This is a genomic window from Streptomyces sp. NPDC056296 (genome assembly GCF_042268605.1).
Taxonomy (GTDB): domain Bacteria; phylum Actinomycetota; class Actinomycetes; order Streptomycetales; family Streptomycetaceae; genus Streptomyces.
In genome coordinates, this window is record NZ_JBHJRX010000003.1 from 208,734 (window position 1) to 220,337 (window position 11,604).

Annotated in this window: 13 protein-coding genes; 7 read left to right on the forward strand and 6 right to left on the reverse strand. The window is 72.4% G+C overall.

Annotated elements, in window-relative coordinates; genetic code table 11:
* Positions 1–165: 165 nt before the first annotated feature.
* Both ACFCZF_RS03995 and ACFCZF_RS04000 read left to right on the forward strand, forming a co-directional pair.
* Entirely contained in the window at positions 166–1,254 is a 1,089-nt protein-coding gene (locus ACFCZF_RS03995; protein ID WP_376670282.1) for an ABC transporter permease, read from the forward strand.
* A complete protein-coding gene (locus ACFCZF_RS04000) occupies positions 1,251–1,934 on the forward strand; it encodes an ABC transporter ATP-binding protein (protein ID WP_376670283.1) in 684 nt (227 codons plus the stop codon). The genes ACFCZF_RS03995 and ACFCZF_RS04000 overlap by 4 nt, the downstream gene beginning before the upstream one ends.
* 39 nt (positions 1,935–1,973) lie before the next feature.
* On the opposite strand, the gene ACFCZF_RS04005 is transcribed toward ACFCZF_RS04000, so the two are convergent.
* A complete protein-coding gene (locus ACFCZF_RS04005) occupies positions 1,974–2,405 on the reverse strand; it encodes a hypothetical protein (RefSeq protein ID WP_376670284.1) in 432 nt (143 codons plus the stop codon).
* 102 nt (positions 2,406–2,507) lie between these two features.
* Between ACFCZF_RS04005 and nsrR the strand changes: the two genes are divergently transcribed.
* Both nsrR and ACFCZF_RS04015 read left to right on the forward strand, forming a co-directional pair.
* The gene (gene nsrR, locus ACFCZF_RS04010; protein WP_376670285.1) at positions 2,508–2,954 is read left to right on the forward strand and encodes a nitric oxide-sensing transcriptional repressor NsrR; all 447 of its coding nucleotides are present in this window, start codon (positions 2,508–2,510) and stop codon (positions 2,952–2,954) included.
* 108 nt (positions 2,955–3,062) lie between these two features.
* On the forward strand, positions 3,063–4,259 hold the full coding sequence (locus ACFCZF_RS04015; protein WP_376670286.1) for a globin domain-containing protein: 1,197 nt from the start codon (positions 3,063–3,065) through the stop codon (positions 4,257–4,259).
* A 63-nt stretch (positions 4,260–4,322) separates the two neighbouring features.
* Here ACFCZF_RS04015 and ACFCZF_RS04020 read toward each other — a convergent pair whose 3' ends face one another.
* Complete coding sequence (locus ACFCZF_RS04020; RefSeq protein WP_376670287.1) at positions 4,323–4,673, reverse strand: hypothetical protein; 351 nt, start codon at positions 4,671–4,673, stop codon at positions 4,323–4,325.
* Positions 4,674–4,851: 178 nt separating this feature from the next.
* Here ACFCZF_RS04020 and ACFCZF_RS04025 point away from each other — a divergent pair, with 178 nt between their 5' ends.
* A complete protein-coding gene (locus ACFCZF_RS04025; protein WP_376670288.1) occupies positions 4,852–5,535 on the forward strand; it encodes an adenosylcobinamide amidohydrolase in 684 nt (227 codons plus the stop codon).
* Positions 5,536–5,546: 11 nt separating this feature from the next.
* On the opposite strand, the gene ACFCZF_RS04030 is transcribed toward ACFCZF_RS04025, so the two are convergent.
* Together ACFCZF_RS04030 and snpA are read right to left on the reverse strand one after the other, a co-directional pair.
* Entirely contained in the window at positions 5,547–5,807 is a 261-nt protein-coding gene (locus ACFCZF_RS04030; protein WP_376670289.1) for a hypothetical protein, read from the reverse strand.
* 157 nt (positions 5,808–5,964) lie between these two features.
* A complete protein-coding gene (gene snpA / locus ACFCZF_RS04035) occupies positions 5,965–6,648 on the reverse strand; it encodes a snapalysin (protein ID WP_376670290.1) in 684 nt (227 codons plus the stop codon).
* A gap of 229 nt (positions 6,649–6,877) precedes the next feature.
* Here snpA and ACFCZF_RS04040 point away from each other — a divergent pair, with 229 nt between their 5' ends.
* On the forward strand, positions 6,878–7,825 hold the full coding sequence (locus ACFCZF_RS04040) for a LysR substrate-binding domain-containing protein (RefSeq protein WP_376670291.1): 948 nt from the start codon (positions 6,878–6,880) through the stop codon (positions 7,823–7,825).
* Between the two features lie 74 nt (positions 7,826–7,899).
* On the forward strand, positions 7,900–8,655 hold the full coding sequence (locus ACFCZF_RS04045) for a PepSY domain-containing protein (RefSeq protein WP_376670292.1): 756 nt from the start codon (positions 7,900–7,902) through the stop codon (positions 8,653–8,655).
* 99 nt (positions 8,656–8,754) lie between these two features.
* Here the strand turns inward: ACFCZF_RS04045 and ACFCZF_RS04050 are convergent, their stop codons facing one another.
* On the reverse strand, positions 8,755–10,008 hold the full coding sequence (locus tag ACFCZF_RS04050; protein WP_376670293.1) for an MFS transporter: 1,254 nt from the start codon (positions 10,006–10,008) through the stop codon (positions 8,755–8,757).
* 85 nt (positions 10,009–10,093) lie between these two features.
* Positions 10,094–11,548, reverse strand: a complete 1,455-nt coding sequence (locus ACFCZF_RS04055; protein ID WP_376670294.1) for a benzaldehyde dehydrogenase — start codon at positions 11,546–11,548, stop codon at positions 10,094–10,096.
* Positions 11,549–11,604 lie beyond the last annotated feature (56 nt).

An 11,604-nucleotide genomic window follows, 5' to 3' on the forward strand; every position in this document is an offset into this window, starting at 1 on the left:
CATCTGCCGAAAGTTACAAGTCGGGCCGCACCCTTCGGCCCGCGAAGTGCCCGCCCAGGAGCGATGCCCGCGAGGCCCCCGAGCGGCGACGGTGGACACCTCGCCGATTCCGTCGGCGGTGTTTCCCTTCCCCACCCAACCGTTGTCGAAAGGCCGGGCGAAGACGTGTTTGTCGCCTTGAGAGACCTGACGTTCGCCAAGGGGCGCTTCGCCCTGATGGGCGGCGTCGTCGTACTGATCACCCTGCTGGTCGGGCTGCTGTCCGGTCTGACCGCCGGCCTCGCCCGGGAGAACGTCTCCGCCGTCACGTCCCTGCCCGCCGACCGGATCGCCTTCGCCGCGCCGAGCGGCGGTCAGGACCTGTCGTACGCCGACTCCAGCGTCACCGAGGACCAGTGGCGGCAGTGGGCGAAGGCGCCCGGCGTCCGCGGCGCCGAGCCGCTGGGCATCACCACCACCCGGGCCACCGCGGGCGACCGGAGCACCGGCGTGTCCGTCTTCGGCGTCGAGCCCGGCTCGCGCCTGACGCCCGGCGGCGACCGCGTCGACGACCGTACGGTGCTGATGCCGCCCGCGGCGGCGGGGGAACTCGGCGTGCGCGAGGGCGACACCGTCTCCCTGGCCGGCCGGCGGCTGACCGTCGCCGCCACCGACCGTGACGCCTCCTTCAGTCACACCCCCGTGGTGTGGACGAGCCTGCGCACCTGGCAGGCCGTCGCCCCGCCCACCGGAGGGGCCGAGGGACCCGCCGCGACGGTGATCGCACTCGACACCGCCTCCGGCGCCGACATCGCGGCGACGGACCGGGCGGCGGGCACCGAGACCGTGACGAAGGACGAGTCGCTCTCCGCGATCGGCTCCTACGCTTCGGAGAACGGCTCGCTGCAACTGATGCGCGGCTTCCTGTTCGCCATCTCCGCCCTGGTCATCGGCGCGTTCTTCACCGTGTGGACGATTCAGCGCAGCGGCGACATCGCCGTGCTGAAGGCCCTGGGCGCCACCACAGCCGGACTGCTGCGCGACGCACTCGGCCAGGCCGTCGTCCTGCTGGTCTGCGGCACCCTCGCCGGTACCGCGGCCGCCGCCGCGATCGGCGCCATGGTGTCCGGCTCGGCCGTCCCGTTCGTCCTCACTCCCGCCACCGTCCTCGTCCCGGCCGCCGTGACGGTCCTGCTCGGCGGGCTCGGGGCCGGCCTCGCCGTCCGCCGCATCACCTCCGTAGACCCGCTGACCGCCCTGGGGAGCGCCCGATGAGCCTGCGCCTGACCGACATCACCCTCACCTACCCCGACGGCGACGGCCGCCTGACCGCCCTCGACCGTGTCACCCTGGACGTCCCGAGGGGGAGTCTCGCCGCTGTCATCGGCCCCTCAGGATCGGGCAAGTCCAGCCTGCTGGCCGTCGCCGCCACCCTCATCACCCCCGACTCCGGCACCGTCACCGTCGAGGGCACCGACACCACCGGGATGAGCCGCGGGGAGCTGGCCGACCTGCGCCGGCACCGGATCGGCATCGTCTTCCAGCAGCCCAACCTGCTGCCGGCGCTGACCGCGGCCGAGCAGCTCCAGGTGATGGCCCACATCGACGGGCGCAGGCCGCGCGCCGCCCGGGGCCGGGCGCTGGACCTCCTCGACGCGGTCGGGATGGCGGACCGGGCCGACCGCCGGCCCCATCAGCTCTCCGGCGGCCAGCGCCAGCGTGTCAACATCGCCCGCGCCCTGATGAACGACCCCGGTGTGCTGCTCGTCGACGAACCCACCAGCGCCCTCGACCACGAGCGGGGCGCCGCCGTCATCGACCTGATCACCCGCCTCACCCGGGAGCGGGGCACGGCCACCGTGCTGGTCACCCACGACCACGGCCATCTGGCCGCGGCCGACCGTGTCACCGCGGTGCACGACGGACGCCTGACACTGCCCGCACCGGCGGGCTGACCGTACGTCCGCAGGTTCAGGCTCCGCATATCCGCAGGTTCAGACTCCGCCGGGCCGGAGCCGGTCGGCGGCGTCCGGCGGCTGGATCCGCATGCCAGGACGCCGCCGGTGCACGGTCAGGTACGTCACCCCGTCCGGGCCGGCGACGACGCCGCGGGTCGAACCGTGCGGCAGCCAGGTCAGGACGCCCGCGCGCAGGGGGCGTTCACCGTCGGTGCGGACGAGGGCCGCCGCACCGTCGAGGACGAGCAGCAGGACGTCGAGGTCCGGTTCGGTGTGCGGGTCGACCCGTCCCGCCGCGGGGACGCGGACGACGTTGGCGTCGAGCTGCCGCCTCGGTTCCGCGAGCTTCCACAGGGCGCCGGCCGGCGCGTCCCCGCCGGAGGACAGGAGCTCCGCGATGTCGCACAGAACGTAGGGGAGGGGAGGTTCGGCCGCCGGCAGGGGGGAGCCGCTGTCTTCCGCCGCCATCAGGTGTCACCGTCCGTCGTACGGAGTCCGGTGACGCACTCCACAGAGCCATTGTCGTAAGTAAACACGAATCTATTATGCGCATTTGATAGCGTCCCGGCTGTGCGGCTGACGAAGTTCACCGACCTGGCGCTGCGTTCCGTCATGCGCCTGGCGGTCGTGAGAGACGGTGACGACCCACTGACCACCCGCGAGGTGGCCGAGGCCGTCGGTGTGCCGTACACACACGCGGCGAAGACCATCACGCGTCTGCAGCACCTCGGCGTGGTGGAGGCGCGGCGCGGTCGCGGCGGTGGGCTGACGCTGACCGGCCTGGGGCGGCGTGCCTCGGTGGGTTGGCTCGTGCGCGAGCTCGAAGGCGACGGTGAGGTGGTCGCCTGCGAGGGTGACCCGCCGTGCCCGCTGCGAGGCGCCTGCCGGCTGCGGGGCGCGCTGCGGAACGCGCAGGAGGCGTTCTACGCCGCGCTCGACCCGCTGACCGTGGCCGACCTGGTGGCCTCGCCCACCGGCCCGGTCCTGCTCGGACTGCCGGACCGCCCCTCCGGGTGACGGGCGGTTCGGCTGTCGGGCTGTGGCGCCGTCGGCTGCCCCCTTGGTTGTGCAGCCGTCGAGCCGCGACCGAAAACACGAATATCATCTACCAATTAAGGAGTCGCTGTGCTCTCCGAACAGTCCGTCCCCGTGGTCCGGGCCACCCTTCCGGCGGTAGGAGCGGCCATCGGTGACATCACCACGCTGTTCTACCGGAAGCTGTTCGACGCCCACGCCGAGCTGCTGCGGGACCTGTTCAACCGCGGGAACCAGGCCAACGGGGAGCAGCAGCGGGCCCTGGCGGGCTCCATCGCCGCGTTCGCCGGCATGCTGGTGGAACGCCCCGAAGCGCGTCCGGACATCCTGCTCTCCAGGATCGCCCACAAGCACGCCTCCCTCGGCATCACCTCCGACCAGTACAAGATCGTGCACCGTCATCTGTTCGCCGCGATCGCGGAGGTGCTCGGCGACGCCGTCACCCCCGAGGTCGCCGCCGCCTGGGACGAGGTCTACTGGCTGATGGCCAACGCCCTGGTGGCCATCGAGGCCCGCCTCTACCAGGAGGCAGGGGTCGCCGAGGGAGAGATCTGGCACCGCATGGAGGTCGTCGAGCGGCGCGAAGAGAGCCCCGACGCGGTCTCCCTCGTCCTCCGGCCGGCCGACGACCTGCCCACGAGGCCGTTCCGCCCGGGCCAGTACGTCAGCGTCCAGTCCCGACTGCCCGACGGCTCCCGGCAGATCCGCCAGTACAGCCTGTCCGCCGCGCCGGACCGGACCGACCTGCGCATCACCGTCAAGCACGTGCGGGGCGACGGGCAGCCGGACGGCGAGGTCTCGTCCTGGCTCCACGCGCACGCGCGCGAGGGGGACGTGCTCACCGTGTCCGCGCCGTTCGGCGACCTGGTCCTGGCCGAGGACGACGGCCCGCTGCTGCTGGCCTCCGCCGGCATCGGCGTCACCCCCATGCTGGCCATGCTGAACCACCTGGCCGCCACCGGCGCCACCCGGCCGGTCACCGTCGTCCACGCCGACCGCGACCCCGCCTCGCACGCCCACCGGCGGGAACAGCTCGACCTGATACGCGAACTGCCCGACGCCCGGCTCCACCTGTGGTACGAGGAGCCCGGCGACCAGGCCCCGGAGGCATCGGCCGGCCACGCCGACATCGCCGGCCTCGAACTGCCCGAAGGGCTCACGGTCTACCTGTGCGGCCCGGTGCCCTTCATGCGTGCCGTCCGCGGCGACCTGCTGCGCCGCGGTGTGCCCGCGGCGGCCATCCACTACGAGGTCTTCGGACCCGACCTCTGGCTCGGAGAGCGGTAGCGGGGAAGTGGTCACGCTTCCCCGGGCCGGGCAACGGCCCACCGCGGGAATTCCGTACCGGCGTTAGGCCGCTGCGGTGAACGCGGTGGTGATGGCGGTGTCGACGCGGGCGTGCACGACCAGACGCGGGCCCGAGGTGTCGGAGTTGTCCTCCAACAGCCGGCGGACGGGCGCGCTGTGGGTGACGACGCACATCAGGACGCCGAGCCGGACGCACCACTGGTGGGCCCGGAGCACGGCGCTGACCGCGGCGTGGCCGGCGGCCCGCTCGGTGAGGACGATGACGACGGGGGTCGGCTGATGGGCGTCGACCAGGTTGGTGATGTGCGTGGTCAGCGTGGCCCGCCCGTCGATTCCCGGGTCCTGGTCCACCGTGATGACCAGGACCCCATGCTCCAGGGTGTGGGACAGCATTGCGGCCTCCGATCCGACGCCTGGTGGCGAAGTTGTGTTCAGTGAAGGTGCCCGGTACCGCGTTCGCAACGCGCCGCGTCCGCACCGGCCGGCCGGGGCGATGCACACGGCACTGAGTACGATCGTCCGGTCCGCGAACCGACCCTCGTGCCCTGACCGACGCAAGGAGCCCCGACCGTTGCCCGCCCTCCTGCCCCCGCCCCGTACCGGGCCCCGCCTGCTGAACCCGGAGCGGCTGACGCGGGTGGAGGACGGCGAACGGCTGCACGCCCTGCTGTGGTCCCCGGGACCGGGCTGGCGGATGGCCAGCAGCGCCGTGCTGGGCGGGGGGATCGCCGACCGCGCATGGGTGCTCAACGCGCAGGTCACCCACGGCTACCGGCGAACCGACCCGGCGCGCCACCTGGCCGACCTGGCTCGCGCCGCCGGCGCCCGGGGGCCCGGGGTGGGGCTGATGACGGCCGCCGATGTGTCCGCCTCCGCACGGGCGCGGGACGGCGGCGCGGAAGCCGTGGTGACCGCGGGGATCTCGGTACGTGGATGGGCGGCCTCACCCGAGCAGGGTGCCGCCGCGCCCGCCGCACCGGGGACGATCAACATCATCGCCGCGCTGCCCGTCGCGCTGAGCGACGCCGCCCTGGTCAACGCCGTGATGACGGCGACCGAGGCAAAGGTCCAGGCGCTGCTGGACGCGGGCCTCGACTGCTCCGGCACGCCCACGGACGCCGTATGCGTCGCCGCCCGCGCCGAGCAGCCCGGAGCCGGGGCCCACGCCTTCGCCGGCCCGCGCTCCGAGTGGGGAGCCCGGCTGGCCCGGGCGGTCCACCGGGCCGTACTCTCCGCGCTGCCCACCGGTCCGTGAGCCGGGGTCGGTCACAACGAGGTCCTGCGCCGCACCGCCACCACCCGCAGGGTCAGCGCCACGGCGAGCAGCACCCAGGCCACGGCGCAGTACGCCCAGGCCGTCGCGCCCCGCGCGAGATCCACGGCGCTCCACACGGCCCACAGCGCGAGTACGACGCACAGCGCCGTCCACGCGACGTCGGCGAGGCGGGTGCGCAACTGCGCGCGCTGCCGGGTGCCCGGTTCCAGATCGCCGAGACCGTTGCCGGTGGGTGCCTGCTGCTCGCTCACGTCGGACTCCTTCGGGAGATCGCTGAAGAGTGAACTCCGGGTACCCGCGGGGAGGTTGCGCAAGCGGCGAGGGTTGTCGTACGGGTGAGGGCTGTCGCACGGGCGTGGGGGCGACCCCGGTCCGGGCCGCCCCCACACACGCGTCCGCCTCGGGCGATCAGCGCTGAGAGGTCTTCTGCAGCGCCTTGTCGAGAGCGGCCTTGAAGCCGTACGCCCACAGCTGGTTGACCCGGCCGCGCTCGTTGGCGTTCGGGTAGGCGTTGGTGCAGGACGGGCCGGGGCCGCCGCCCGACATCAGCTCGCTGCACGGGCCGGAGTAGTGGTCGGGCAGACCGAGCACGTGCCCGGTCTCGTGGGCGGTCACGCGGGTCGAGTCGTACTGCTGGTTCTGCCGGTAGTCGAGGAAGATGTAGCCGTTGCCGTGTCCGTCCGTGGAGGCGTACGAGCCGCGCGAGTCGTTGCCCTCGTAGTACGCGAAGTCCGCGCCCGAGCTTCTCTCCGCGAGCCTTACGTTGGACACCGAGCTGTTCCAGATCTGCGTGGAGCGGGATATCTGCGAGCGGAAGCTGGGCGCGTTGGTGGCGCTGTAGTAGACGGTGACGGCGGCCGTCGATTTCGGGTTCGTGGCGCGCTTCTCGGCGACGGACTTGATGACCGCCTCGAAGAACGCCCGGTTGGCGGCGGCGTCTTCGCCCGAGCCGGCGGCGGGCTGGTAGCCGACGTGGGCGCCCTGGGCCGGCGCCTGGGGAGCGGCGGCCGTCGCGGCGGGACCGGAGCCGAGCACGGCCGCCGTCAGGCCGAGGCCGACCGCGGTGGAGAGCAGGGGCAGGCTGATACGCATCGATGACTCCTTGTGTGGGGGAGTGGGGAGAGAAGTCGTCACCGGTGAGTGTGGAGCGCCCATGAGCCCGCTGTGATGATGGCAACAGGTGATAGGGCGGGGCTATCACCCACGGGTCCACCGCCGTGCGGCCGCCCCGGAACAGCTTCGACCGGAGTGCAGAACTCGCCCTGATCCGCCGCCTTTTGTTCACCTGGCGCAACCAACTGTTCCGCCTTACGCTCCCTGCATGGAGCTCGAGGTGAGGCACCTACGCGCACTGTGCGCCATCGCCGACGCCGGCAGCCTGCACCGGGCAGCACGCCAACTGGGCGTCGCCCAGCCCACCTTGAGTACTCAGCTGAGCCGCATCGAACAGGCCCTGGGTGGCCCGCTGTTCACTCGTGCACGCACCGGCTGCCGACCCACCCCGCTCGGCCGCACGGTCCTCGGCCGGGCCCGCCCGCTGCTGGCCGACATGAGCACCCTGGTCCGCGAGGCCCGCGCCGCCGCGGCCGGCGGCGACAGCCGGCTGCGCGTCGGCTCCACGGCCAGCCGCGCCCTGGCCGGCTGGCTGCGCCGGCTCAGACAGCCGGGCCTGGAACCGACGCTCCAGATGGACGTCTCCGCCAACGCACTGCTGCGCAGGGTCACCGACGGCCAGCTCGACGTCGCCTTCGTGCACGAGGTGGAGGGCTGCCCGCTGCACGTCCCCGAGGGCCTGCGGCTGCGGGTCCTCGTCGAGCGCGAACCGCAGTTCGTCATGCTGCCCGCCGACCACCCCGCGGCCACCCGGCCCGTCGTCCGCCTCGCCGACCTGGCCGACGACCGCTGGATGGTCGACCCCACCGTCGACGGCGAGTGGGACGGCGTGCACCGCATGCTGCGCGCCGTCGGCCTCGACCCGCGCGTCCTGCACGGCGATTACCACACCGCCGCGTCCCTCGTCGCCACCGGCGAGGTCGTCACCGTCTGCCAGCCCAGCTCCCAGTCCCGCCCCGACACGGCCGTACGGCGGCTGTACGGCGACCCCCTCGGCGTACGCCTGCTGCTGGCCGCGCGCACCCGGGCCGAGCTGGACGCCGTCTACCCGGCGCTGGAGGAGGCGTACTGGGAGGTGGCCCGGCAGTCCACCGCGTACCGGGAGTGGCTCGAAAACACCGGGCCTCCCGGGCCCCGCCTCGTACCGGCCCCCTGAGTCATATCGGCCATTGCGGTGGTTTTCCACCCGAACCGGTATGGCAAGAAGGTCATATGGTTACGGAGAGGTGTATGAGCTCTGTGCGACGTCTTCCGCCTCTTCGTTCGATGGCCGTCATCTGTGCCCTGGGCAGTTCCGTCCTCCTGATGACCGGCTGCACGAACGCCGACACGACACGCTCCAGTGTCGCCGAGGCGGCTCAGACCACTCCCCCCACCACGTCCCCCACCAACACGGCTACCGCCACCGACACCGCTTCCCCCTCTCCTTCGGAAACCCTGACCGACGACCAGGCCGAGCGCCAGGCTCTTGTCCCGAAGGCGAAGGTCACCTGGGACAAGGCGGCCGACACCGCCGTCAAGGAGGTCCCCGAGGGCAAGCTCGTCGACCTCGAGCTGAAGCCCACGTCCGCCGAGGCCACCGCGTCGACCGGCTCGCCCAGCCCCAGCATGCCGAACCCGGCTCCCAGCCAGGGCGCTCCCGAGTGGGAGGCCAAGGTCGCCGCCCCCGACGGCACCGTGCACCGGATCGACGTCGACGCGGTCTCCGGCGAGGTCTTCCGCACCCAGGTCGAGGACCAGGACGCCGACGACAAGCAGCAGATCGCCGACCGGCTGAAGAAGGCGACCCAGACGCCGGAGCAGGCCGTGAAGGTGGCCACCGACAAGACCAAGGGCACCGTCACCGGCGTCGAGCTGGACGAGAACGACGACCAGCAGCTCCTGTGGGGCGTCGACGTGGTGTCGACCGACAACTGGAACAAGACGACCGTGGACGTCGACGCGACGAACGGCAAGATCCTTCGCGAGCACGTGGACCGCGACTGAGCGCCGACCCCGAACACCGCGACAAGAACCGAAGCAGCACGGCGGGAGCAGCCGGGTGGAGTCACCCAACTGCTCCCGCCGTGTGTGTGCCCGGAGGTCTCAGGCGGCCGGCTCCACCGCCTCCGTCCGTCCGCTCGCCGTCGTGCGGGGCAGCGTCAGCACGGCCAGGAAACCGCAGACCGCCACCGCGGCGAAGAAGTAGAACCCCCACGGGTGACCGATCCCCGAGGCGACCAGGGCACCGGTGATCGACGGGCCGACGATCGAGCCGATCCGGCCGATCCCGGACGCCGAGCCGAGCGCGGTGCTCCGCACGGAGGCCGGGTAGAAACTCGTCACGTAGGCGTAGACGAGCACCATGGCGGAGAAGACGAAGACGCCGGTGAAGAAGACGATGACGTTGAGCAGCAGGTCGCTCTCCATCTTGATGCTCAGGCACCCGAGCATGACCACCGAGACGGCGAACCAGACCATCGTGGTGCCCTTGATGCCCCGCCGGTCGGCGACCCAGCCGCCGAGGACCAGGCCGACCACACCACCGATGTTGAGCACGAGGAGCTGGGTGACGGCCGTGGGCACGGGGTAGCCGGCGTCGTTCATGAGCTTCGGCAGCCAGGTGTTGAGACCGTAGACCAGCAGCAGACCCATGAACGAGGCGACCCAGATGCCGATGCCCGCCCGCAGATAGGCCGGCTTGAGCAGTTCGGTGAACGGCACCCGCCGGTCCCCGTCCTGCTTGGCCCGGACGAAGGCCTCCGACTCCGGCAGCTTGAACCACTGGATGGCGGCGACCACGAGGCCGACGGCGCCGAGCAGGTAGAAGAGGATCTCCCAGTTGTCGGTCACCTGAAGGGCCAGCAGCGAGGTGATCACCGCACCGGTGTGGTAGCCGGTCATCGTCAGCGTGCTCGCCCGCGCCCGGCGGCCGGCCGGCATGTGCTCGGCCATCATGGTGAGCGAGACCGGCATGCAGGCGCCCAGGCCCAGACCGGCGATCAGGCGGAGCGCGGCGAACATCGCGACGGAGTTCGCCAGCGGCACCACGATGGTGAACAGCGAGAACAGCACCACCGAGCCGATGAGCAGGCGGCGGCGCCCCAGCCGGTCGGCCAGCGGACCGACGCAGACCGCGCCGATGGCGACGCCCACGAGCGAGAGCGTCGCGATGGTGGTCGCGTCGCCCGCGGTCATGCCGAGGTGGTGGGTCTTGAGCAGGGTGGGGATGATGGCGCCGAGGACGACGAGGTCGTAGCCCTCCAGCAGGACGGTGATCCAGCACAGGATCACCGTCCAGGTGCTGTTGCCGGCGCGGCCTGCCTTCGCGGGCGCGCCGGACGTGGTGGCGGAAGCCATGGTGACTCCTCCCCCGGGGACGGGTGTGAGTGAGCGGAACCGGAACGGCCGGGGTGGCCGGGTCGGCCGAGGGCGGCCGGAAGGGTCAGAACGGGTAGTCGGCGATGTCCGGGCGGACCGTGACCCACTGGGTCTCGGTGAACGCCTCGACGTTGGCCGCGGCGCCGCCGAAGCGGGACCCGGTGCCGGAGGCCTTGACCCCGCCGAACGGGGCGTTCGGCTCGTCGCTCACGGTCTGCTCGTTGATGTGGACCTTGCCGGAGTCGATCCGGTCGGCGAGCTTCATCGCCGTCCCGACGTCCCCGAGGATGCCGACCGACAGCCCGTACTCGCAGTCGTCGACGATCCGCGCGGCCTCCTCCAGCGTGGAGAAGGAGACGACGGGGGCGACGGGGCCGAAGATCTCCTCGCGCCACGCCGGCATCTCGGTCGTCAGGCCGGTCAGGACGGTGGCGCGGTAGCAGGCGCCGTCGATCTCGCCGCCCGCGGCTACCTTCGCACCCGCCGCGACGCTGTCGGTGACGATGCCGTGCACGCGCTCCAGCTGACGGCGGTCGATGATCGGGCCCAGCGCCACGTCCTCGCGGGCGGGGTCACCGACCGGCAGCGCCTCGGCCTTCGCGGCGAGTGCGGCGGTGTACTCCTCCACCAGCGACTCGTGCACGATGTGCCGGCCGGTCGTCATGCAGATCTGCCCCTGGTGCAGGTACGAGCCGAACGCCCCCGCCGAGGCGGCCTTCCGCACGTCCGCGCCCGGCAGCACGACCAGCGCGTTGTTCCCGCCCAGCTCCAGATGGGCCCGCTTCAGCAGCCGCCCGGCCTGCTCGCCGATCGCCCGCCCGACCGGCGTGGACCCGGTGAAGGAGATCACCCGGACCTCCGGAGCCTCGACGACCGCCCGGCCGACCGAGCCGTCGCCCGGCAGCAGGTGCAGGACACCGGCGGGGAGCCCGGCCTCCTCGAAGATCCGGGCGATGACGACGCCGCCGCTCACCGCGGTGCGCGGGTCCGGCTTCAGCAGCACGGCGTTGCCGAGGGCGAGCGCCGGGGCCACGGAACGCAGGCCGAGAATGAGCGGGAAGTTGAAGGGCGCGATCACGCTCACGACACCGGCGGGGCGGCGCCGGGCGAGTGACCAGCGGGCCTCCTCCGAGGTGAGCACCTCGCCCTGGGGATGCGTCGGCAGGCCTGCGCACTCGAAGCACTCGCCGATCGCCAGCCCCGCCTCGAAGCCCGCCTTGGACCGCACCGAGCCGGCCTCGCGCACCAGCCAGTCCTCGATCTCGGCGGCGTGCTCGGTGAACAGCTCGCCCGCGCGCCGCAGCACGGCGGAGCGCTGCTGCGGCGAGGTCGCCGCCCACTCGCGCTGGGCCTCGGCGGCCCGCGCGGCGGCACGGTTCACGTCCTCGGCGGTGGCCAGGCCCACCGAGCCGAGCCGGTCGCCGGTGGCGGGCTCGGTCACGGGCTGCTCGGTGGGGGAGTCCTGCCAGCCGTCGCTGAAGAACTTCCCGCCCCAGACGTCGCTGTCCAGGAGTGTCATCGTCTTCCCCTTCTTCGGGATCTTCGGATGCCGGGCGCGTCGGCGGCTCCGGGCGC

Excerpts from the sequence above, each read along its gene's own strand:
- ACFCZF_RS04000 (WP_376670283.1), top strand. The coding sequence starts at position 1,251 with ATGAGCCTGCGCCTGACCGACATCACCCTCACCTACCCCGACGGCGAC.
- ACFCZF_RS04005 (WP_376670284.1), bottom strand. The coding sequence starts at position 2,405 with ATGGCGGCGGAAGACAGCGGCTCCCCCCTGCCGGCGGCCGAACCTCCC.
- ACFCZF_RS04020 (WP_376670287.1), bottom strand. The coding sequence starts at position 4,673 with ATGCTGTCCCACACCCTGGAGCATGGGGTCCTGGTCATCACGGTGGAC.
- snpA (WP_376670290.1), bottom strand. The coding sequence starts at position 6,648 with ATGCGTATCAGCCTGCCCCTGCTCTCCACCGCGGTCGGCCTCGGCCTG.
- ACFCZF_RS04040 (WP_376670291.1), top strand. The coding sequence starts at position 6,878 with ATGGAGCTCGAGGTGAGGCACCTACGCGCACTGTGCGCCATCGCCGAC.
- ACFCZF_RS04045 (WP_376670292.1), top strand. The coding sequence starts at position 7,900 with ATGAGCTCTGTGCGACGTCTTCCGCCTCTTCGTTCGATGGCCGTCATC.
- ACFCZF_RS04050 (WP_376670293.1), bottom strand. The coding sequence starts at position 10,008 with ATGGCTTCCGCCACCACGTCCGGCGCGCCCGCGAAGGCAGGCCGCGCC.
- ACFCZF_RS04055 (WP_376670294.1), bottom strand. The coding sequence starts at position 11,548 with ATGACACTCCTGGACAGCGACGTCTGGGGCGGGAAGTTCTTCAGCGAC.